The sequence below is a fragment of the Methylomonas aurea genome (assembly GCF_024505045.1).
In the GTDB taxonomy this organism is placed as follows: Bacteria; Pseudomonadota; Gammaproteobacteria; order Methylococcales; family Methylomonadaceae; genus Methylomonas; species Methylomonas aurea.
Map to the genome: position 1 here is coordinate 38856 of NZ_JANIBM010000026.1, position 21725 is coordinate 60580.

Below are 21725 nucleotides of genomic sequence, written 5' to 3' on the forward strand. Positions count from 1 at the left end.
GCGGTTGAAGCGTCGGCCTAGGAATCCACCGAATCATCTTCCTTTGGGGGAGGCTGCGAAAGCTCTTTAGTTAGGAAGAGAAGGTAAAAACGGATTGTTAATGACTAACGAGCCAATAGCTTGACCATGTTGCATGTCTTCCGAATACAATATTGAGCACCCGGCGTCCAGCGCCGCGCTGACAATCATGCTGTCATACAACGAAAAACCAAATTGTTCGGCAATCGCCAAACCTTGTTCGTGGATGCTGACGCTCAAAGCTTGAGTTTCACAGATACTTCGGATAATCGACAAGGTTTCGCGGATTTCGACAAACGTCATCTTCAGCTTGCGCGACGCTACCGACGCAAATTCATTCAGCACCTGCACATTAATTACGCCGCCGAAGGCGATAATCTCTTCGGCGCGGTCTGCTTTTTGATTGTCCTCAGACAGTAAATACAGCAAGACGTTGGTATCGAGAAACGGCTTAGCGGTTTTCATTCGCTTCCAGGCGGTCAAACTTAAAATCAGCGGGTAGGCGCCCACGAAATTGATGCAATTTGGCTAACAACGTCTTTGCCGAAGGTTTTTTCTCTAGTTCAAACACCCGTTCGCCGGCGATATGTACTTCAATGTCATCGCCTTCCTTTAACTCTAACGCTTCTACTACCGTGGCGGGCAAACGAATAGCTAAACTATTACCCCATTTTGCGACTTGCATGTGCCTCTCTCGACTCATTAAAAGATATACACAGCACATTGTATATCCATGAGGCCATGAATGCTATTGCCTCTCATGTTTAACCCTAAGCCGATGTTAGAAGTCTGCGGAAACCCCGCCGTTCTGGCGCAAACCAGCCACACATTCCGATTAAAACCGCCACCGGTGTTAACCGGCGTGTAAATTATTCCAATTTTTGATCAAAATGAGCGTCCAACTCTTTCTAGGATGACAAAGGCTTTGGTTTCATTGAACAAATCGCGGTTGAGATGACTTTGCACTCTTTGGTGTGATTCAAGGCAGCGGTCGGAAAAGCCTGAAGGAAGGCCAGCGCGCAGCCATGGAAGTGACTTCGAGGCCCAAAGGTCCGCAAGCCGAAAACGTGACCCCTTTATAGTTGTCGAAGCAATGGCTCGGCAAGACGTGAAACCAAATCCTAACTAAGCTATCGTATTTATTATAGGAAGTGCCTTGAAATTGCAATAATTTAACATAATCCTTCTTATGCGAAGTCACGCTTGTTAGTGCAATTAACGGAACTGGTATTGTCCCGGTGAAAAAATTCTACACCTCTCCTGCTTCCTCGGCGCCCTTATAACGTCCTATAATGTATTTTATAGGACTGGTAACTCAGTCCGATCCGTTTACACCTATTTCTAACAGACTGAATTGCCCGTTCCTGATATAGCTGGCAGCGCGCTCAAAAATATCTGACTCTTCCAACCGTCGTTGGCCACGTAGTGCACATTCCCATATTATAAGTACTCGCCACCCATCGGTTTGCAGAGCTTCTATTGCCCTATGATCGCGCGCACGGTTTGTTTCCAGTTTTTTCTGCCAGAACTCCGGCCTCGTTGCCGGTATCTTCGACAGGCTGCATCCATGTGCGTGCCAGAAGCAGCCATGGACAAAAACCACAGTTCGATGACAAGCCAGCACAAGATCTGGTCGACCGGGTAGTTTCCTGTCATGCAGGCGGAACCTCAACCCTTTTGCATGCAAACCGCGTCGCACAAGCAGTTCCGGGGCAGTATCCCTGCCCCGGATACGACTCATGTTAAGATGCCGTTGTTCGGGGGTAAGGACATCTGCCATACGCTTTTCCTAGACAACTGCGTCGGCTACGATTGTTTTCAGACATACCCTCAGGTCATCCAGGCTCATTCCGGGGCGTAATGTTACGGCACCAAAGCGGAATTTCTCACGATACTGTGGATGGAAAAGCCGTCCAGGCAGTTGTGTGGACTGAAAGTCAGCTCCAAGCTCAGGGATATACGGAGTCAGAAGATATGCCGCCGTAACAATGCCTTCAGTACGGCCGCTTTCGGCCTCCTGTACCAGAGCATCGCGATATGTGTGTATTGAATTCAGGGCATCGTTGAGCCCCTGATTTATCCGGTATTTTGCATCCAGTACAATGAGCCGCGCTCCTGTAATGTCTGTGGCCGGCCGGGTGAAAACAATATCAGGTACCATTGTCCTGCTGAATGATCCCAGATTGCCTGGCTCGATCCAGTATTCCCGATATTTCTTCTGGAAGCACAACATATTACCGCCGCCAACCGGGACCATCACGGCTCCTGCGGCTATCGTTACACTACCTGTATCATCGCTGATAAACAGATTGCTGACATCAATATCTTCTGGCCCATACTCTTCTGCTGCGGCCCTCACCAGACGCAGGAAACACCATAACTCATATAATTCATAAGTTCGCGCGAGGGGCATTTGAAGAAAATCACCAAAGAGAGCGGCCAGTCCAAGATTCATGTCCTGCCATAGACGGTAGAAACGTTGATAGGCAGGATCACGCCGGAAAAGCGATGACATCCTCAATGTTGCCGGCCCCTCTCCTACATCTTTCAAAAACGGTGATGCTGAGGCATTACTGATTTTCCGTGCGATATGGCGCGTTCGAACAGCCCATGTTGCGGCAGTGGTTCTGTTCTCAGGATCGTCAGCCACTGCTGTACGATCTAATATATCAGCAACGTTCATCAGCCATGCAGCCCAGGACCGAAGGCATGCCTTGATCTGGCGATGCTCTGGGATGTCAACGCTGTTGCGTCGCTTCCGGAGCGAAATTTTTGCCGGCAATCTTCCACACAATGCCACAGGCAACCGGGATGGACTTGATGTTTCGGAAAGAATATGTCCGGAACGAAAAGATTTAATTATTTCCGGTCCTGTGGCCCTGGTAGCTTTGTGGGCCGGCACCGTAACTTCCTCGGCGCGCAGAAAATGTCGTGGTGACCGATCGATTGCAGCCACAGTTTCGGTGATTTCATTCGCTCTTGATCTGAGAAATTCAAGCCGTGCAAGTGCTGGTGGCCGGCTGCCGGACTGACGCGCAATGCTCTTGCGGAACGCGCTCAGTGAGAACAATGCAAAAGTATCCTCCAGCAGTTCACGCACCATTCTGTCGAAACTAGTTCGTGTGAGCTTGCGAAGATCGGGATCAGTTATGATCTCAAAACGACGGGATGACACAGCCGGAATACGGAGTACAGCCTCCACTGTCCCTGCATGAAATCCAGGAGTCCAGCGCCACCTGGCTACACGTGGTTGACGTGATCGCAGCGCTTCCGCTGGTATGTCATCAATCAGAAGGTCGGCGTCCAGGGTGTTATCACTGTCACGCAGCTCGAAAAGATAGGAACGGGTTTCTTGGATAATGCCAGGCGGGATTGCGTCCTGTTCAGGCCAGACCTGCCAGGATGGTCCGCCGGCTTCCGCCTGAATAAAGAGAGCCTCCATGGCTCACCGCATCGCCTGGAATGAGCCGAACTCATCAAGATCGCTCAGCAGTCGCAGTATAAGCGCATTTGCACGCGGCAGATGTTTACAGGCCTTTTCGATACCGGTCAGCAGCGGCCGCTGCCGCTCAGCGCCACGTAGTTTTACTAGGACCTTCTGCATCAGAAGGTCATCGGTCACAGTGTCGGCATCCTGTTTCAGATGTCTGGCATTGAATGCGTGATAGTGAATGAACTCTTCCACTACCCGATAACCGAAGCCAACACCATATTGCGCCATAATGCCATGAATTTCCGTGAGCTTTGCTTCGCAAATGTCACTTGCTTCCTTCAGTTCCGGTGCTCTTGCAGCAAGATCAGCCAGAAACCCTGGTACGTCAACTGCCGACATGTCGATTACTGACGCGCGGTCAAGTACCTTATCGCTAACAGGGTTTGTCGTTTCATCAATATTGATCGTGCCGACAATGAACAGATTGGATGGTAGCGGCAGTTCGGCACGGATACTGGTTCCGGTAGTGCCTTCAAGTGGAACACTGTTTGAATGAAGCTGAAGTGCACTACCAGTTTCAATGCAGGACAGAACGTCAGACAGGTAATATTCGACCCGTGCGAGATTCAATTCATCAAGAATTACAAAGACCGGCGAATCCCGATGGGCTGTTGCGACCAGGACCGCTTCAAGAAATGTTGGGACGACATAACGGTTCGAAAGCACATCGTAATATCCTGTAAGCCCTGTCGGATCGGTCCACTCTGGCCTGACCGGGCACACAAACAGGAACGGGTCAGCAGCCTCTGATGACGTAATGCCATGAACGGCACGTGCATATTTCAGCGCTAGCTGCGTCTTGCCTGTCCCGGACAGACCGGAAAGGATAACAAAATGTTTATGACTTAGAAAATTCAGTGCCGCATGCAGGCGGCGTACTTCGCCATTCGTATAGTAGCCACCCAGTCCTGCAACACCGGATTCCAGTTCGCTGATTTCAATTGTATGCGGCATGCGCCGCATCTCTGGTCTGACTGTTGCCGTATCGGTCCATACGGCCAGCTCATGAATTTTCTCCCGACCGATCAGACTTCCCAGCCAGCCGATAAACTCACGAGCAAGAAGACTTCGCCTTGCGGATGCCGTTGGAGGATATAACGCAACAACGATTTCATCAGGCTCTGCTGCTGGACCAAACGGAGTAAGATCAATCGCCAGGCTGTTCCAGAATCCTTTATTTCTTAACCACAGACGGCCATCACTGGCTATATAAATAGGTGTCAGATTATTGCGGGCACTGTACTTCATCACTGATTCAGCCTCTGTGTCCTCTTCGCCAGATTCGGCTCCAGAGTCTACAGTCTCACTGGCCGTTTTGGCAGCGGCGCCTAGTTTTTTCATCTCAGCGAGACGCGCCAATAGCGTGGCTTTGTCTTTCCGCACCAGAACTGCAAAATACACTTCATCTTCTGGTGGGAATTTCATTACGCATGCGAATATAAAAGCCTCTGCATCGTCTCTCGCACTTTCGAGATTGACAACGCCGATCTGCATGCCTCCTTCGACAATTTTAGCGCTATTGGAAACGCCGAACAGCTTGTTGGGACGCGTTGCTTTCGAGGTTCCGAAGTATTTCTGAATCTCTTCAATAAACTGCTGTTGTCTCTCGACGAGTTTCATCCATCCTCTCTTTTGATTCTTTTGTGAGTGCCTTCATGATCTGAAGGCCAATTGCTTTTGCCATGAGTGGCGGAACCGCATTTCCGATCTGACGGAATGCCGGATTCATCGTGCCACAGAACATAAATCCATCAGGGAATGACTGTAGCCGCGCCGCCTCACGAACTGATATTGTGCGAGCCTGGCTGCTGTCATAATGAATATGACTATAGCTGTCTTTACCCAGATGAGCCATCAAGGTACGAGCCGGCTGGTCACGCCACATCTTTCGCCACTTATTCGGAAACTTCCCGACGTCGTAGGGCGGAACAATCGATGCTTTAATACGCTGATACTCAGAGGAACCGTTTCGAACTTTTATTCCTTGATTAATAAGTTCTGCTATACGTTCTTCAAACATATCAAGAGCATGTCTGTAGGCTTCAGGATACTGGTCACCAGCATTCATTCTGGCAAACAGATCGTAATCACGAGGAAGATAGCGAATCACATGATCGGTAAGGAATTCCGGAGCCTTAAAGCCTGGCCATCTGCGCATTAGCCTGGTATAAGCATTGGAAGGTGCCGCACTATAAGGCATCGGATCATCGAAGCGCCTGGCACCGCGTCGCAAGGCACCTGATTTTATCAGTTCCCTGGCATATATCGGAGGAAGGTCGCCAAGCGCGTCTCCAGCCGTTACCGCTGGTTTCAGGCTGCGATTCGGTCTGGGAGGCTCAACATATGAATGAGCATCACCTGGCTGACGATCATCAAGAAATTTAAGCGCGACGGACCGCGATCCTTCATAGCCTGGTGGCAGATCGATCCAGTGTGTTGGCTCAGGAAAATTTACCTCTGTCGCAATCTCCTGATGATACGCAATCAGAAACATACGTTCGCGCATCTGCGGCACTCCATAGAACGCAGCATTCAACAGTGTGTAGCCGCACACATATCCTCTCTGTTGCAATGCCTCGCATATTTCTTCGGCGATATTTTGTCCGCCGTGGTTCAGTACATCAGGAACGTTTTCTACCAGTACTGCCAATGGCGCACAGGCTTCAACGTAACGCAGATAATCGATATAAAGTCGCGCGCGTGGATCATGTTTGAAGGCTTCCGGATGTTCGTCAATCTCACGCAATTTGGAACGACCGACACGTGCAAATGCCTGGCACGGAGGCCCACCAATAAGGACATCAAAGGCATCCGAGCTTTTGCATCCAAGATCAAGCTCACGCACTAATTCGTCAGGGCTGGTACTGGTTATGTCCCGCGCCATAGAATGAGCTGCATCTTTTCCGTGAAAATTGAGGCCATGTGATGCAGCAGCATAAGGATCGTTTTCAATGGCGGCAGCAATTACAAATCCTGCTGCATTGAATCCTACAGAAAGGCCTCCACAACCAGAAAAGAGATCAAGTACACGCGGCTTACCGCCTGTATTAATGCGGGTGATTTTCTGCCGGATCGCCCGGATATTCACAGATGTCATTTTCTCGAATCCGTGTTGTGTGACAAAACCATAATTTTTATACAATTCATTGCTGATTCAGGATTATTCTATATTTCCAAAAATATCGTTGAAGTCCATAGTTCCCGGCGCCCTCCTCGCTATAAAGACCCCGATAATACGAACTCCAGGGAATGTTTTCTGTATCAGAGATTGAGCTGCTTTGAAATGAGAGCCAGTTGTCAGTACGTCATCGAATACAGCAATGAGCTGTGGTTGCGGGGTGACAAGGGACTGATCAATCTCGTAAAGATTTTCAAGGTCTTCTGGCCTGGGTCTGCTATCACTGTCATGCGCGGCCAGCGTGCTTGTGTTTTGAACAATCAATTCGCGGATATCGAGGGGCGGCAAGGGTCTGATCAATTTCAGCATCCGAAGCAGACGATCATCATAGAGAGGATCATCTTTTGCCTTGGAAGGTGGGATTGGAACCAGTGTTACGTTGTTCAAGGCTTCGGGATTGATGGAATTCCTTAATGCTATCGCGCTCTGTTGGATAGCGAGGTCTTTATATCGCCATTGGGTTGTACCGCGTTTATCAACCGATTTTTTGAAATTGATGATCAGGCTGTTAGTGGCGCTGAACGCATACCCTTCCCTTGCCGTATATTCACCAAGAAAATAACAGGTGTCGTCAGCAGTAAGGTAATAGTGATCCGGCCGCGTCAGATCATCGATTTCAGTCAGTCTTTGTGGAAAGGTGCTGTTTGATGTCATTGTAATCCTTTACCCGAATAGCACCTTGTTCAGCGTATTTTTGCGGCCATGTCAGCGTCTTGTTCTGAAAACAGCTATCGAGAATGAATAGTTTTCTGCCTTGTTTCAACGCGGCCCGCGCCTGAATCAAGGTTCCGGATGTTTCTCCCGCTTCGACAATGATGGTAGCTTCTGTCAGCGCCGACATCGTGATGTTTCGTTCCGGGAAAAATGTCCTGTTAGAGCGATAATCCTGATTTTCATAGCGCCGCAAAGGTACCTGGCTGATAAGGAGAAACTTCTCAGCAATAAGACGTTGCAGATCAGCATTCTCTTTCGGGTAATTGTGTGTCAGTGGCGTTCCGATCACGGCTATAGTGCGGCCGTTAGCATTTATAGCTGTGGTGTGAGCCTCGGTATCAATGCCCATTGCCAGGCCGGACACGATTGTGAATTCGTCTTCTACCAGATGGCGGACCAGCTTACGGGTTCTTGCCAAGCCTTCTTTTGTTGGTTTGCGGGTACCAACAACTGCAACGCTGCGGGATTGTACTAAATCCCACCAGCCCTGGTAATACAACAATTCAATCGGATAGACGGCATCACGAAGTTTTTCAGGGTATTCTCCAGCACCATGAACGCGAATCCCAAAGCTCTTGATCATGGCATTCTGAAAACGCTTCATGACAAAATCAGCATATTCAATGGCCTTGGGTGCTGGGACAAAATCTGAAGGCACAGCGCCGGGAGCTGCTGAGAATTTCTCAGAAATAGTTTTGAAGGTTGCGCCTTTCTCATCCCACAGCGCTTCATAAGCGCCCATTTCCCTGAGTGGTGAAATTGCGCCTGCTCCAAAATCTGTGAAGTTCAGAGCCATCCCTGAAATCATGACTGCTTCATTGTGTTGTTTTCCCCTTTTTTTCCCAGTCATCCAACATTTCCGATAAAAGCTCTATCAGTTTCATATCAGCATTCAATGCTGCCTGCTGGTATCTTTTTTTGAATTCTTTCGTTACTTTGAAACTGAGTGGTACAAGCGGTTGGCGTCCGTCTGTATTTTCAGAATCCACCAATGCCTGAGTTGGACTGTTTTCCGGTGTATCCGAGCTTTCGTCAGTTGAAACTTTATTCAACAAGGTCGTCTCCTGGTATTCGATATGGCGGCGCATCAATTTATAAAAATCCTGAAATATAGAATAGCGGAATTACGGGAATCCATCAACAGAGTCCTTTGATATTTCTCTGTTCTGAAAGGCTATAGCAAAGCAAGCCTTCGGTTAAGGGTCGCCTAGGTGGTCGAGTAGAGCGTGGGAATCACACGCTCTCACGCAACGACATGTGAATCTCTCGACTCATACCGCTCCTATCGTTCGGTCGTAGCTTGAAGGGTCATGCGCCAATGAACAAAAAGCTGAGTCTGATGCCGAGCTTGCAAAACAGCTTACAACTTTTCCACTGTGAGCCTGTGTTTTGCCAGCCACAATACAAAATAATGCGTGCCAGCTATTCATACGCAATGCTAACACTGGCAAACATGGCCGATTTTAATGGTAAATTTTTTATGCCGTTTTGCAGAATGGTTGTTATTTAAATAAAGTAGGCCACGAATTGCATACCCTACTTGGCTACCGCATGTAGATTTTCTGCCTCACGATTGAGGCCGAGAAAATTAACATTTTGATACTTACGATTCACAATGTTGTTTAGCTTTGCCAGCTATTTGGCCAAAAAGATTAACAACGTTCTCCGCACTCACCGTTTCCTGTACGCCTAACAATTGATCAAGCAATTTTGGTTTTATGAACATTTCCCGTGCAATGGCGCTACGCGGCATACCACATTGCTGTTCAAGCACTAGTAAACCATCGTAAACAATCTCAGGTACCTCCGGAACAATTGCATCATCTTCATCTTCCTTAATTGCCTGACTGTGCCGGCGTAAATAAATAACACCAGACCTGTATTGATCTTCGGAAAACACACCCAATTGCCGACCTCGGTACAAAATGGCAGCTTTGGAAACCTTCCACTTTAGCTTGATATCGGACATCGCAGACCAGCTAAAACGACTGCCCCTAAACGCCTGCTGACATTCTTTAATGAAGTAAGCTCTTGGCATTAAAAAAGCACTCGCAAACCGGTTAGCTTGGCTTTCTGTCAAACGGTCGCCGGTTTGAACACCGACATGCATCGTTAAATGCCCAATCTCGTGAGCGATGCCGAACCGGATTCTGCAAGCCGATTTGCCTTCCGCATTCAGCGTAATCACCGGCCTTCGCGTTGCAAAAGAAATCGCATCGATTTCGTTGGACAACCCGTCCATATGCATCAACACTGCGCCGGCATTCTCAGCCACCCTGATCATATTAGCAATGGGCCCTAGCCCTAATCCCCACTTGGCACGGCACGCATCGGCAACTTTCTCGATGTCTTCCGGAGTAGCAGGCTCCTCATGCAGAAAGCCGTAGGTAGGAAAATCCAGATTCCGGTCTAAGACAGATACCAGCCGCTTAAACATCTCGCCTTTTGCACGGGCAACCTGCCGTAAAGCCACCTTCGTTGTCAGTTGCTTACGAAAATGGCACTGTTCGTCGGCAATCGGCATTGCATCCAACGCCGTAAAAAAGCCCGGCAATACATCCAAAGCTTCCGCTAAGCCCAGTGCCAGACCTTCAGTCGGCTGTTCAATTCCGGACTCTAACCGACTCAAATATTGTCGGGATTTACCGACCGCATCAGCCAATTCCTGTAACGAAAGTTCATTGAATAGCCTAGCCAGCCGAAGGTTTTGAGACAAAAACTCCGCGCTCATTTCTCCCCGGCCTGATCGACATCGCCATCGGTCGATGGACGTTTAGGCGTAACGGCAGGCTTACCGATTTCAACCGCATTCGGCGTAACAACCGGAGCAACGCTATGCAACGTAGTGACAATATCAGATTTCCATTCACATTTAATGACATCGGCCGCATCGAAACCCAAAAAGACCACTCTGGGTTCCTGGTCGTCGTTATAACCTTTGTCTAAAATAAAACAGAACCGGCACGGCTCGTCGTTTGCCGTTTCATCAATCATCGATTGTTGATAACGGTTAGGAATCAGCGTTGCGTTCTTTTTGGGATTATTAGGATTATCAGTGCTAAAGCGGCACGGAACAGAGCCGATCTTAAAAACCAGATCGTTTGCGCTGTTTGAAAGCTCCAACCAAGTATATTTCTGCGATATAACTAAATCGATAATTCTCTTCCTCTGACGGCCAAATGCAGTGCAGCCCCAGGTATAAGGACCATCATAGTCGGAATTAAGATCGTCCAGCGTTTTGTTGTATTCCTCTAACAGAATGCCGGCAATGATATTAAGGCGTTCGTTGGTTAAGTCGGGTTTATAGTGTATAGGAAGTTTCATCGGGCACCTTTTGTGCAAATTTCCAATTTTGTCAACCTAATGATTGTGCAAAATCGCGATTTTGTCAACTAGGTGTGTTTCGAAGGATAAGATGTGGTACGAATCGCATCTTTCTCGTTTAATGCTTATCGCTTTCGCTCAACGCGTTCTACGCCCCTAAGATATGCGCATACTTCTTTACTTGGGTAGCCGATAACGCTGGTTTGATCTTATGCAGATCCTCCTGCGACATTTGATGAAGCTCTCTTTGCTCAGAATAAGAACGCAAGGAGACTTTATACCGCTTGGCTGTGTAAGGAATGTTATAGAACTCCATGCGCCGAAAGAGAAACAGGAGTTCTCGCGGCGAAATACCGCTTCCGGCCTTCAGGTACCTTGCCTTCGACTCAATATTCCCGCGGTACTCCTTATCCTTGAGCCAAAGCTCTCGCAGCGGTTCAAGCATGATTTCCGTCAACTTTTTTCGAAGCGCATCCTCCAAATAGAACTTACGTTCGTCAGGGTCCGTAACTTCTTGCCCAAGAGCGTCGTGAATATTGATTTCCGAAAACTTGAGAATGCAGCTCGAACCGACAAGCAGACGATTGTCGTTCAAAGTATTACGAATCTCGAAGTGGTGTGAAAGATCGGGATGCTCGCAAAGCTCGCACTCGATGTCTTCGTCATCGTAGTCAAACACGTTTCCGGTAAAGAGCCACTCCCGTAACGCCTCAGTAAACGACGTAGACTTACTCAGCGGAACGAGGTTACGTTGCGATGCATCCAGCCAGTGGTTCATGAAATGTAATTAAAATTCAGACATCTCACGCGGGCTGGGCGTTTAGCGCTCGGGGTCGATATAAATCCCGACATTTGATGGGACACTCAGGGATAGATTAAATTCAGACTTCTCCCATGGCGTAGGAATACAGTCCTCCGGAGCCGAGATTTCCAAATAAACTGGCAGTTGTTGATGCCTTAACGACCCTATGTTTCGATTCGGTCCGCCTAGCTCGCCCCAGAATGCGACCATATTATTTGAAGAGGTTCGGCATTTCAGCCATACCACCTCTTTATCGATAGAATATCCATCATCAACAATTTCAGTGATGCACAGTTCCATTCTTGTTTACCAATTTGCCTTGATCCAATCTTTAACACCTTTTTGTGTTTGAATATCAGAAGGAAGTTCGTTTTTAATCATTTTTTCGATTTTGTGTGCAGAAGCCAATTTTTTAAAGTCCCATATTTCGGCAAGTTTATTAATTAAATAAAGTACTTCGTATCCCTCATTACGGCTAAATCGTGTACTGTCAGGTTCACCAGTAACTTTAGGGTTGTCACCAGGAATAGCAGTCCAGCTATATCTGTAATTGAGTTCAGATTTATTTATAAGTGGCATTTTTCTTTCTCTTTTTGCTGATAATTAAATTCTGATATTACAAGTACCATAAAAGGTACGCGATAGCGCATTCTATGATCCTAATGCATCTATGCTGGCTACACAATTTCCGCATCAGGAACATCATAAATGGTTTCGGTTACTTCGCTTAACAAACGGTGATCTAACAGCACTTGCATAAGAACCCTTGCCGTTTGATTGCAAACAACAATTTTTCCATTTCCATCGAAATTGATGCCCCAATTGCGTCCTGTGTTTACTCTCCTTAGGCTTTCAGGGAAATCTGGACGAGTATACAGTGCCTTTTGTTGGATAACCGTCATTCTCCTGAGTTGTATCGCATTTTGACCCACAAATTGTTTCAGGGGCTCAATGTCGCTGAACAGTGAAAGAAATTGTGGATCCACAGTTAGATCGTCAAAGCTCTTTTTGTACACAGCCTTATCTGAAACGGTGCTTTCATATGCTTTTTTTGAGGCTACAAAAATCGTCTCGTTTAAACAGTAAAAGTCAAAATACGAATCGAAAGTAAAAGTTTCCTCGGGTACAACAGACAGCTCGCCGTTTACAAAAATGGCGTTAATCATCGTGTTGCGAACACGGGGTCGCCATGTCGGAGCAGTTTTTCTAATGGCGTAAACTGTATCATCACCATTCTGGAATTTGACCAAATAGCCAACTGCTCCTTTCAGTTGCTTAAGTGCCGCGTCGGTGTTTTCGGCTTCGGGAACATCTACAACTTGCAGTAACGCGATTAATCCATCGCTTTCTTCTAGTGCATGCGTCAAGCAACTGTTTTCGTTATTTTGCGATAAGTGGGTGTAAGTCACGGTTTCAGAAATTCTCGAAGTTGCCGATTTAATCGCGCTACGAAAAAGGTCTTCAACCTGCTCGTCGGTTCTTACGTGCCAAGCCCGAAACTTCACTGCTGTCGAGCTTTTCTTAAAAACCCAAAGCTGAACGGTCGAGTTGTCGTAATCGAACTGCTTCCAATCTAAAAAATCAGTCATTCCTTTCTTTTCCCCATACTTATGTAACTCCCCTGAACCTCTTGACAAAAATATGTGCCTGGAGTCGGAGACTCCGTGCTTAACAGCTTTATTATCCTTTCGTGATGATTAATCGAAACTTTGGCTTCATATAAATTCCACCCCATGACCAAAAGGATAGGATTCATTATGATTTGGCCCGCCCGATAAGTAATCAGAAAAAGCCAAATCAAAAAAACCGCCAATCCTGCAATCTTTCCTGCCGATCCATAATCGACACCCATGAAGGAAACAATGTAAGGAAAGCTATAGCTTATAAGCTCACTTGGAATAGGCTTGGATTCAATGACGGTAAGCGGATACTTGTACCGTAAACGGCGCAATATCATGATCGTAAGAGCAAGGCATAGCAGTGTTACTGCAATAGTCGATAACGACAAATAAGGGTGATTGCTAGAGGGAAGAACGCAGTTACGCCAGCTATGGCAAAGCTCTTTTTCCCAAAACTCTTGCTTTATGTCCTGCAAACCAAGAATGATGGCCAGCGGAAAGTAAGAGCCCAGAAAGACAAGAAATGCAGGGATTAATCGAAATTGCAATGGATTTCCTTGTCTGGCATCTGTTCAAAGTTAACTAGTAGCTCCGATTATAAAAGCGGAGAATCTAGACATTCGAAATGTGCTATTAAGCAAGCGATACATGGGCAGAGACATCTAGAGACTCCTGTGAAGGTGAATCAGTCAAGCGTGTAGTTTAAGCTGCTTTGTCAGAACGCGCGACCAATATTGCTGAGTCGATTTGGATGATTGCAGGTTATAACAGGTATCGAACCATTTCTTCTTCACCGTACCCGGAGAACCACCCCGCCCCACTCATTGATCAGCGACTAATCGTCAAATAGACCGGGTGCCACAAATATCTGATAAAAACGATGCAGGTTGTCTTTGTCATCATGCCGTTCCAAATACACATGATTCATTACTTACTCCCCAGGCGAGTGGACCGTATTTTCAGATTGCGGTGATTTCAAAGCCGCTTCCCGGATACGCATAATGGTTTGCCGAGTGGTTTTGAATTCCCGAGCCAATTCCGAGACGTTGCTGCCAGCGGCCAAGCGTTTGACAACGTCAGCACGCGCTTCCGCATTAAGTGCCGGCGGCCGACCAAACTGTTTACCCGCCGCCTTCGCGCGACTAATGCCTGCTTGGGTTCGCTCAATTAACAGGTCACGCTCAAATTCAGCGACCGCTGCGATCACCTGCATGGTCATCTTGCCGGCAGAACTGGTCAGATCAACCCCACCTAACGCCAGACAATGAACCCGCACTCCGGAATCAGAAAGGTGCTCGACCGTGGCTCGGACATCCATAGCGTTACGACCGAGTCGATCCAGTTTGGTCACCACCAACACATCGCCCGCTTCCAGCCGCTCGATCAGTTTATTAAAACCTGGTCGTTCTTTAGCCGCGACTGAACCACTGATGCTTTCTTCAATCAAACGATGCGACTGAATGGCGAAACCGGCGGATTGAATTTCCAAGCTTTGATTTTGGGTAGTCTGGTCTGTGGTCGACACTCGGCAGTAAGCAAAGACGCGTGACATGCGCTAATTCCGTCCGAAAGGGATGTACGAATTATAACACATGTACGAAATCCGTTTTGACTACTTTAGTACATATTTTTTAAGCCCTGTCCGAAACCGGTCGATTTTGGACACCAATGTCAGAAGACTACTGCACAACTTTTGCTACCATTTAATATAGGTGGTGTCATTTTCAGAGTCCGGCTCATGTCGGGTGACATAAAAAATGAAAAGTGTGCCAAATTATTGAAAAACTAATGCCATAAATAATGAAATAACCCGACAGAACTGTCCGGCTAAAACAATCAAGCAGCCTTTCAAGGTCATGCTCGCTGGTGTTTGTTCCTAAATGCTTGAATTATTTTGGATGGCGAGTATCCTTTATAAGGAATGGTTACCCTACTCCGCTTTAAAACTTGGCTTTCTATTGTGCTGATACTCGCTGTGCTCGGTCATTTTGGTCTGGGCCATCGAGATGTGTCGGCCTTTGTGCTGTGTTTTGGGGCTGATGGTCATATTGCTGTAGAGAAAACCGGAAAAGACCAATTCGCTAGCGTAAATACTGTCACTCGTTTCAACGATGAGACCAATGCTTTTACAAGCAATGACGCTGATCCCTGCTCGTCGCCTTGCACTGACATTCCTATCGATGGCGATGATCACATTCCCCTACAATTGACAAATTTGTCAAAAATAGCGATTGATATTGGACTTTTGCCGGTATTTTTCCTGCTCTCACTGCTAGTCCTTTATGCCAAAGTCGTTATTCGGCAGCCGGCATTTTTTGACCCGCCGTTTACCGATTCCCGACTGCTCGCCCTGCGCAGTACCGTTTTACTAATTTAGCCACCTCTCCTAGCCGCAATTCACTAGCCGATGGCACAAACTCACTTGTGTCTGTGCTGACGTTATTTCTATGCTACGGAGAAATTTTCCATGTTCTCAAATTATGTGCGGCCACTTGGCGTTGCACTGTGTTTATTGATCACAACCAGTCAGGTCGACGCGAGTCCGCCAAACAGCACGCTATCGCTCACTCAGCTAAGCGAGTTGACTCCAAACGATCCTAATCGGTCAGTTCCTGAGGAACCGACCGGCTCCCTGGTTTTGTCTCAAGCCTTGGCCTTAGCGTTAACCCAAAACCCAGAACTGTCCGCCTTTTCCTGGGAGAGCCGTGCACAGGAAGCGGCCACCCTCCAAGCGGGCTTGTTTCCCAATCCCACTTTCAATGCCAATGCAGCAAACTTTGGTAATCAGGTCATCAAGGGCTTCGATGGCGATGTCGTTACCTTGGAGCTCAGCCAATTGATTGAATTGGGCGGTAAACGTACCGCCCGCATGGAAGCGGCATCTCTGACCAAGCAATTAGCCGATTGGGATTACGAAACCAAACGAGCCGATGTACTCACTCAAGTTACGCAGGCTTTCATTGACGTGCTAGCCGCCCAACAGCGCTTGGCGCTAACACAGCAAATTCATGAATTAGCCAATCAGACAACGGTCACGACCTCTGCGCGAGTGCAGGTCGGCAAAGTATCGCCCGTTGAAGAAACCAAGGCTAAAGTTGCTCGCGCTTCGGTGCAAATTGAGCTGATGCGTGCCCAGAAAGAACTGGAAGCCGCTCGCAAGCGTTTAGCCGCTGGCTGGGGCAGCACAACACCGCGCTTTGAGGCGGTGAGCGGTAATTTGGAAAGCATACAAGCACCGGCTTCCCTGGACTCATTGATGCAACGCCTCTCCAAAAATCCGGATTTAGCCCGTTGGGCCACCGAAATTACCCAACGCCAGGCACTCATTACGATGGAAAAATCCAAAGCCATCCCGGATGTCACCGCGACCGTAGGTGCCAGTAAATATCTGATGCCCAATGATTACGCCTTAGTGGTTGGATTTTCAGTGCCATTGCCGGTGTTTGACCGCAATCAAGGCCGTATTCAAGAAGCCGAGCATCGGTTGACCAAAGCGGAAGAGGAATTGCGCAGCACCGAGGTACGCATCACCACGGCATTGAACACTGCCTATCAAGCCCTGGATACCGCTTATTCCGAAATTATCACCTTGCAGCAAGACATTTTACCGGGCGCCCAAAGTGCTTATGACGCCGCTCGCGAAGGCTATCGTCTGGGCAAGTTCGGCTTTCTGGATGTACTGGATGCGCAGCGCACCCTGTTCGGCGCTAAAAATCAGTATTTACTGGCTTTGGCCGAATATCACAAGTCCGTGGCCAGCGTGGAACGTTTGGTCGGCAGTAATATGAACGAGACAGTGGCGGACAGCCAACCCGAGGTATCACCATGAGCACGATTAACAAAAAACAATGGACCGCTATCGCTGCAATTATCGTGATCGGCCTATTGCTCAGCTTATTTATTCTGAGCATCGATAAATCGATGCCCGAAGGCGAGGAACATGGCGAAGAAAGCCATGCGGCGGCTAAAGTCGATAGCGCTGAAGACGAGGATGACCCTAAACATACCAATGAAGCCAAGCAGGCCCAAGGCCCGCACGGCGGCGATGTTTACAGCGCCGGTGACTTTAAATTGGAAATCCTGCTCAGCGAGGAAGGTGGTGAGCCGCACTTTCGCGTTTATCCATTCAATCAGGATAAACCGCTTCAGCCAGATGCCAATCAACTCTCCGTGCAACTGAAGCGCCCAAGCGGCGAGCAACAGCGCATCGAGTTCGAGCCTGAAAAAGCCTATTGGCAGAGTATCCAGGCTATCGACGAGCCCCATGTCTTTGATGCGAACGTGACGGCAAGGCATGATGGTCAAACGTTTCAGTTTTCTTTCAGTAAAGCAGAAGGAAAAGTAGCCTTGACCGATCAGCAAATCGCCGAAACCGGTATCTCGATTCAGAGCGCAGACGTAGCGCGCATCATAAGCTCAGTCACCCTGCCGGGTGAAATTCGCTTCAATGAAGATAAGACGTCTCATGTGGTACCGCGTTTAGCCGGTGTGGTGGAGAACATTTCCGCCAACCTGGGCCAGCAAGTCAAACAAGGTCAGGTTATCGCGGTGATTGCCAGTACCGCACTGTCCGAACAGCGTAGCGAGTTACTGTCGGCACAAAAGCGCTTGGAATTAGCGCGTGCCACTTTTGCTCGGGAAAAACATTTGTGGGAAGCGAAAATCTCTGCGGAGCAAGATTACCTGCAAGCCCAACAGGCGATGCGGGAAATGGAAATCGCCGTTCAAAATGCCCAGCAGAAATTGATAGCACTTGGCGCAAGTCCGACAGTATCAGCCCGCAACGACGCACTCAACCGCTACGAAATTCGCGCACCGTTCGATGGCATAGTGGTCGAGAAGCACATCGCCATGGGAGAAGCGGTCAAGGAAGATGCCAGTATCTTCACCATTACTGATTTATCCTCCGTATGGGCCGAAATTATCGTCTCGGCGAAGGATCTCAATGTCGTGCAAGTCGGCAAACAGGTCAACATCAAGGCCACGGCGTTCGATTCTTCGGCAACCGGTACGCTGTCTTATGTGGGCGCATTGATGGGCGAACAAACCCGCACCGCTACGGCTCGCGTGACGCTGGACAATCCGCAGATGGCCTGGCGACCTGGATTGTTTATCACGGTAGAGTTGCCCACCAAGGAAAGTGAAGTGCCGGTCGCGGTTGCAGCCGATGCCATTCAGATGATCAAAAACAAGCCGACGATTTTTATTCGCGTACCCGGCGGCTTTATTGCTCAACCGGTGACCACCGGACTAACGGATGGCAAAGTCACCGAGATCGTGAAAGGACTCATGCCCGGTACCGAATACGCTGCCAATGGCAGCTTCGTCCTTAAATCCGAGCAAGGCAAAAGTAGTGCCGAGCATTCCCATTGATCTCCAGGAGTTCGCATCATGTTTGAACGAATCATTCGTTTAGCGATCGAGCATCGCTGGCTGGTTATCCTGGCCATCCTCGGTATGGCTGGGCTCGGTATCTTTAATTACTCGATTCTGCCCATTGACGCCGTGCCGGACATCACTAACGTTCAGGTACAAATCAATACCACGGCACCGGGTTATTCGCCTTTGGAAACCGAACAGCGGATTACTTATCCCATCGAAACCGTTATGGCGGGTTTGCCGCATCTGGAACAAACCCGGTCGCTTTCGCGTTACGGCTTATCGCAGGTCACGGTGATTTTCCAGGATGGCACCGATGTTTATTTTGCTCGGCAATTGGTGAATCAACGTATTCAAGAAGCCAAGGATAAACTGCCTGCCGGTATTACGCCGGCGATGGGCCCCATTTCCACCGGTCTCGGGGAAATTTATCTCTGGATAGTCGAAGCCAAAGAAGGTGCCAAAAAGCCGGACGGTTCGCCTTACACCGCGACCGATCTACGTGAAATCCAGGACTGGATTATCAAACCGCAACTGCGCAACGTGCCGGGGGTCACCGAAATCAATTCCATTGGCGGCTACGCCAAACAATATCAGGTGGCACCGATTCCGGAAAAACTTGCCTCCTATGGCATGACTTTGAAAGACATCGTCACCGCGCTGGATCGTAACAACAATAATGTCGGTGCCGGTTACATCGAAAAGCATGGCGAACAATATCTGATTCGTGCGCCGGGCCAAGTGCATTCGATAGACGATATTCGCAATATCATTCTGGGTAATGTCCAGGGCGTGCCTATTCGTATTTGCGATGTCGGCGAGGTCGAAATCGGTCGGGAACTACGCACTGGCGCCGCCACCGAAAATGGCCGAGAAATGGTGTTGGGTACGGTTTTCATGCTGATCGGCCAGAATAGCCGTGCCGTCTCGCAAGCGGTCGACAAAAAGATGGCGGAAATTAACCGCACATTGCCAGAAGGGGTGCAGGCTGTGACTGTCTATGACCGGACGGTATTGGTCGATAAAGCCATCAATACGGTCAAGAAGAACTTAACCGAAGGGGCGATTCTAGTCATTGTGATTCTGTTCCTGTTCCTGGGCAATATTCGTGCAGCCATCATTACAGCAATGGTCATACCGTTGTCGATGCTGTTCACCTTCACCGGCATGGTGACGTATCAGGTCAGCGCCAACTTGATGAGTCTGGGGGCGCTCGATTTTGGTGTGATTATCGACGGTGCGGTGGTGATTGTCGAAAACTGTGTGCGGCGGCTGGCCCACGCTCAGGAGCATCAGGGGCGTTCACTAACACGTAGTGAACGTTTTCATGAAGTGTTTACGGCCTCGAAAGAAGCGCGGCGAGCACTGTTATTTGGCCAGCTGATCATCATGGTCGTGTATTTGCCCATCTTCGCGCTGACCGGGGTGGAAGGCAAAATGTTTCACCCGATGGCGTTCACGGTGGTCATTGCTCTGGTGGGGGCCATGATATTGTCGGTGACCTTTATTCCGGCGGCTGTGGCACTGTTTATCGGCGATAAAGTCGCCGAAAGGGAAAATGTGGTGATGCTGAGTGCCAAGCGTATCTATGCGCCGGTACTGGATAGCGTCATGAGCAACAAACCGGTGATACTCACGCTTGCGGTGGTTGCGGTGATTCTGTCGGGCTTGTTGGCGACGCGGATGGGCAGCGAGTTTGTGCCGAGCTTGAATGAAGGCGATTTCGCCATTCAGGCAATGCGTATTCCTGGTACAAGTTTGTCGCAATCGGTCGCCATGCAGCAACAGATTGAACAGGCTCTGAAGCTGCAATTTCCCGAAATCGAGCGAATATTTGCACGAACCGGTACGGCTGAAATCGCCTCCGACCCTATGCCGCCGAATATCTCAGATGGTTACATCATGCTCAAGCCACGCGAGCAATGGCCTGATCCCGATGAATCAAGAAACGACCTGTTGGCAGCAATACAAGCGGCAGCCAACAAACTACCTGGCAACCTCTACGAGTTTTCCCAGCCTATCCAGTTGCGCTTCAACGAACTGATTTCAGGGGTGCGTAGCGACGTTGCCGTTAAAGTGTTTGGCGATGATATGGATGTATTGAATGACACGGCGACTGAAATTTCAGCGGTCATGGAGGCGATTCCCGGTGCATCCGAAGTGAAAGTCGAGCAAACTACCGGCTTGCCGATGCTGACACTCAATATCGACCGGGATAAAACTTCGCGCTACGGCTTAAACGTGGGCGATGTGCAGGATGCAGTAGCAACTGCGATTGGTGGCACCGAAGCGGGCACCTTATTTGAGGGCGACCGGCGTTTCGACATTATCGTGCGACTGCCAGATAACCTGCGCAGCAATCTGGATGCCATCAACCGCTTGCCGATCCCATTGCCGCAGGGGCAAAACCGAGATGGACGAACCAATTATATCCCACTGGCCGAAGTAGCCAGCCTGGAAATGGCTCCCGGCCCTAATCAAATCAGCCGCGAAAACGGCAAACGCCGAATCGTCATCAGTACCAACGTGCGAGGCCGCGACATTGGCTCCTTTGTTGCCGAGGCCGAACAAAAGCTGCAACAGAAAATCAAAATTCCATCCGGTTATTGGACAAGTTGGGGCGGACAGTTTGAACAGTTGCAATCGGCGGCCCATCGCTTACAAATTGTGGTACCTGTAGCATTAATCCTGGTTTTCACACTCCTGTTCATGATGTTTGGCAATGCCAAGGACGGTTTACTGGTCTTCAGTGGCATCCCCTTTGCGTTGACCGGCGGCTTGGTCGCACTTTGGTTGCGCGATATTCCGATGTCGATTTCGGCGGCAATCGGCTTCATCGCCTTGTCGGGTGTGGCGGTATTGAACGGATTGGTGATGATTGCCTTTATTCGTGGTTTGCGCGACGAAGGCATGTCACTGGATAAAGCGATTGTTGAGGGCGCGCTGACCCGTCTTAGACCAGTGTTGATGACCGCATTGGTGGCCTCGTTTGGTTTCGTGCCAATGGCTATTGCCACTGGTACCGGCGCAGAGGTACAGCGCCCGCTAGCCACCGTGGTGATCGGCGGCATTCTCTCGTCAACGATGCTGACATTATTGGTATTACCCATTCTCTACTGGTTCGCGCATCGCCAAGACCAACCAATAAATCCCATGATACCGGGAATACCGCAGATTGATTCCCATGAGGATTAAACG

At 48.9% G+C, this 21725-nt stretch carries 21 protein-coding genes and 1 pseudogene; 5 read left to right on the forward strand and 17 right to left on the reverse strand.

What is annotated here, in order from left to right:
- Positions 1–66 precede the first annotated feature (66 nt).
- Entirely contained in the window at positions 67–483 is a 417-nt protein-coding gene (locus NP603_RS16055) for a PIN domain-containing protein (protein ID WP_256611963.1), read from the reverse strand.
- Positions 470–703, reverse strand: a complete 234-nt coding sequence (locus NP603_RS16060; RefSeq protein ID WP_064023836.1) for an AbrB/MazE/SpoVT family DNA-binding domain-containing protein — start codon at positions 701–703, stop codon at positions 470–472. Before NP603_RS16060 ends, NP603_RS16055 begins: the two co-directional genes overlap by 14 nt.
- A gap of 248 nt (positions 704–951) precedes the next feature.
- Between NP603_RS16060 and NP603_RS16065 the strand changes: the two are divergent.
- Positions 952–1100 (forward strand): annotated as a pseudogene (locus NP603_RS16065) (cold shock domain-containing protein).
- A gap of 233 nt (positions 1101–1333) precedes the next feature.
- Here the strand turns inward: NP603_RS16065 and NP603_RS22055 are convergent.
- The 15 genes from NP603_RS22055 to NP603_RS16135 all read right to left on the reverse strand — a co-directional run bounded on the left by NP603_RS22055 (position 1334) and on the right by NP603_RS16135 (position 14700).
- On the reverse strand, positions 1334–1798 hold the full coding sequence (locus tag NP603_RS22055) for a very short patch repair endonuclease (protein ID WP_371928886.1): 465 nt from the start codon (positions 1796–1798) through the stop codon (positions 1334–1336).
- A 9-nt stretch (positions 1799–1807) separates the two neighbouring features.
- Positions 1808–3460, reverse strand: coding sequence for a DUF2357 domain-containing protein (locus NP603_RS16070; RefSeq protein ID WP_256611964.1), 1653 nt, complete (start codon positions 3458–3460; stop codon positions 1808–1810).
- Between the two features lie 3 nt (positions 3461–3463).
- On the reverse strand, positions 3464–5131 hold the full coding sequence (locus NP603_RS16075) for an McrB family protein (protein WP_256611965.1): 1668 nt from the start codon (positions 5129–5131) through the stop codon (positions 3464–3466).
- Positions 5097–6608, reverse strand: coding sequence for a DNA cytosine methyltransferase (locus NP603_RS16080; protein WP_256611966.1), 1512 nt, complete (start codon positions 6606–6608; stop codon positions 5097–5099). The genes NP603_RS16075 and NP603_RS16080 overlap by 35 nt, the downstream gene beginning before the upstream one ends.
- Positions 6609–6671: 63 nt before the next feature.
- On the reverse strand, positions 6672–7343 hold the full coding sequence (locus tag NP603_RS16085) for a hypothetical protein (protein ID WP_256611967.1): 672 nt from the start codon (positions 7341–7343) through the stop codon (positions 6672–6674).
- A complete protein-coding gene (locus tag NP603_RS16090; protein WP_256611968.1) occupies positions 7306–8253 on the reverse strand; it encodes a DNA-processing protein DprA in 948 nt (315 codons plus the stop codon). The genes NP603_RS16085 and NP603_RS16090 overlap by 38 nt, the downstream gene beginning before the upstream one ends.
- The gene (locus NP603_RS16095) at positions 8219–8455 is read right to left on the reverse strand and encodes a hypothetical protein (protein ID WP_256611969.1); all 237 of its coding nucleotides are present in this window, start codon (positions 8453–8455) and stop codon (positions 8219–8221) included. The genes NP603_RS16090 and NP603_RS16095 overlap by 35 nt, the downstream gene beginning before the upstream one ends.
- Before the next feature lie 551 nt (positions 8456–9006).
- Positions 9007–10134: an XRE family transcriptional regulator gene (locus NP603_RS16100; RefSeq protein ID WP_256611970.1), complete on the reverse strand. Its 1128-nt coding sequence runs from the start codon at positions 10132–10134 to the stop codon at positions 9007–9009.
- Positions 10131–10727 (reverse strand): hypothetical protein, encoded by a 597-nt coding sequence (locus tag NP603_RS16105; RefSeq protein WP_256611971.1) that lies wholly within the window; start codon positions 10725–10727, stop codon positions 10131–10133. Before NP603_RS16105 ends, NP603_RS16100 begins: the two co-directional genes overlap by 4 nt.
- 148 nt (positions 10728–10875) lie before the next feature.
- On the reverse strand, positions 10876–11505 hold the full coding sequence (locus NP603_RS16110) for a hypothetical protein (protein ID WP_256611972.1): 630 nt from the start codon (positions 11503–11505) through the stop codon (positions 10876–10878).
- A 42-nt stretch (positions 11506–11547) separates the two neighbouring features.
- Positions 11548–11829, reverse strand: coding sequence for a hypothetical protein (locus tag NP603_RS16115; RefSeq protein WP_256611973.1), 282 nt, complete (start codon positions 11827–11829; stop codon positions 11548–11550).
- A 6-nt stretch (positions 11830–11835) separates the two neighbouring features.
- Positions 11836–12108: a hypothetical protein gene (locus tag NP603_RS16120; RefSeq protein ID WP_256611974.1), complete on the reverse strand. Its 273-nt coding sequence runs from the start codon at positions 12106–12108 to the stop codon at positions 11836–11838.
- Between the two features lie 98 nt (positions 12109–12206).
- The gene (locus NP603_RS16125; protein ID WP_256611975.1) at positions 12207–13118 is read right to left on the reverse strand and encodes a Kiwa anti-phage protein KwaB-like domain-containing protein; all 912 of its coding nucleotides are present in this window, start codon (positions 13116–13118) and stop codon (positions 12207–12209) included.
- On the reverse strand, positions 13115–13696 hold the full coding sequence (locus tag NP603_RS16130) for a KwaA family protein (RefSeq protein WP_256611976.1): 582 nt from the start codon (positions 13694–13696) through the stop codon (positions 13115–13117). Before NP603_RS16130 ends, NP603_RS16125 begins: the two co-directional genes overlap by 4 nt.
- Before the next feature lie 383 nt (positions 13697–14079).
- Entirely contained in the window at positions 14080–14700 is a 621-nt protein-coding gene (locus NP603_RS16135; RefSeq protein WP_256611977.1) for a recombinase family protein, read from the reverse strand.
- 408 nt (positions 14701–15108) lie between these two features.
- On the opposite strand from NP603_RS16135, the gene NP603_RS16140 reads away from it, so the two are divergent.
- The 4 genes from NP603_RS16140 (at position 15109) to NP603_RS16155 (ending at position 21722) form a co-directional block, all read left to right on the forward strand.
- The gene (locus NP603_RS16140; protein ID WP_256611978.1) at positions 15109–15525 is read left to right on the forward strand and encodes a hypothetical protein; all 417 of its coding nucleotides are present in this window, start codon (positions 15109–15111) and stop codon (positions 15523–15525) included.
- 90 nt (positions 15526–15615) lie between these two features.
- A complete protein-coding gene (locus NP603_RS16145) occupies positions 15616–16977 on the forward strand; it encodes a TolC family protein (RefSeq protein ID WP_256611979.1) in 1362 nt (453 codons plus the stop codon).
- Positions 16974–18521 carry an efflux RND transporter periplasmic adaptor subunit gene (locus NP603_RS16150; RefSeq protein WP_256611980.1) on the forward strand — a complete coding sequence of 516 codons (1548 nt, stop codon included), beginning with the start codon at positions 16974–16976 and terminating at the stop codon, positions 18519–18521. The genes NP603_RS16145 and NP603_RS16150 overlap by 4 nt, the downstream gene beginning before the upstream one ends.
- 18 nt (positions 18522–18539) lie before the next feature.
- Positions 18540–21722: a CusA/CzcA family heavy metal efflux RND transporter gene (locus NP603_RS16155; RefSeq protein ID WP_256611981.1), complete on the forward strand. Its 3183-nt coding sequence runs from the start codon at positions 18540–18542 to the stop codon at positions 21720–21722.
- The last annotated feature ends 3 nt before the right edge of the window (positions 21723–21725 follow it).

Excerpts from the sequence above, each read along its gene's own strand:
- NP603_RS16055 (WP_256611963.1), bottom strand. The coding sequence starts at position 483 with ATGAAAACCGCTAAGCCGTTTCTCGATACCAACGTCTTGCTGTATTTA.
- NP603_RS16060 (WP_064023836.1), bottom strand. The coding sequence starts at position 703 with ATGCAAGTCGCAAAATGGGGTAATAGTTTAGCTATTCGTTTGCCCGCC.
- NP603_RS22055 (WP_371928886.1), bottom strand. The coding sequence starts at position 1,798 with ATGGCAGATGTCCTTACCCCCGAACAACGGCATCTTAACATGAGTCGT.
- NP603_RS16070 (WP_256611964.1), bottom strand. The coding sequence starts at position 3,460 with ATGGAGGCTCTCTTTATTCAGGCGGAAGCCGGCGGACCATCCTGGCAG.
- NP603_RS16075 (WP_256611965.1), bottom strand. The coding sequence starts at position 5,131 with ATGAAACTCGTCGAGAGACAACAGCAGTTTATTGAAGAGATTCAGAAA.
- NP603_RS16080 (WP_256611966.1), bottom strand. The coding sequence starts at position 6,608 with ATGACATCTGTGAATATCCGGGCGATCCGGCAGAAAATCACCCGCATT.
- NP603_RS16085 (WP_256611967.1), bottom strand. The coding sequence starts at position 7,343 with ATGACATCAAACAGCACCTTTCCACAAAGACTGACTGAAATCGATGAT.
- NP603_RS16090 (WP_256611968.1), bottom strand. The coding sequence starts at position 8,253 with ATGACTGGGAAAAAAAGGGGAAAACAACACAATGAAGCAGTCATGATT.
- NP603_RS16100 (WP_256611970.1), bottom strand. The coding sequence starts at position 10,134 with ATGAGCGCGGAGTTTTTGTCTCAAAACCTTCGGCTGGCTAGGCTATTC.
- NP603_RS16105 (WP_256611971.1), bottom strand. The coding sequence starts at position 10,727 with ATGAAACTTCCTATACACTATAAACCCGACTTAACCAACGAACGCCTT.
- NP603_RS16110 (WP_256611972.1), bottom strand. The coding sequence starts at position 11,505 with ATGAACCACTGGCTGGATGCATCGCAACGTAACCTCGTTCCGCTGAGT.
- NP603_RS16115 (WP_256611973.1), bottom strand. The coding sequence starts at position 11,829 with ATGGAACTGTGCATCACTGAAATTGTTGATGATGGATATTCTATCGAT.
- NP603_RS16120 (WP_256611974.1), bottom strand. The coding sequence starts at position 12,108 with ATGCCACTTATAAATAAATCTGAACTCAATTACAGATATAGCTGGACT.
- NP603_RS16125 (WP_256611975.1), bottom strand. The coding sequence starts at position 13,118 with ATGACTGATTTTTTAGATTGGAAGCAGTTCGATTACGACAACTCGACC.
- NP603_RS16135 (WP_256611977.1), bottom strand. The coding sequence starts at position 14,700 with ATGTCACGCGTCTTTGCTTACTGCCGAGTGTCGACCACAGACCAGACT.
- NP603_RS16145 (WP_256611979.1), top strand. The coding sequence starts at position 15,616 with ATGTTCTCAAATTATGTGCGGCCACTTGGCGTTGCACTGTGTTTATTG.
- NP603_RS16150 (WP_256611980.1), top strand. The coding sequence starts at position 16,974 with ATGAGCACGATTAACAAAAAACAATGGACCGCTATCGCTGCAATTATC.
- NP603_RS16155 (WP_256611981.1), top strand. The coding sequence starts at position 18,540 with ATGTTTGAACGAATCATTCGTTTAGCGATCGAGCATCGCTGGCTGGTT.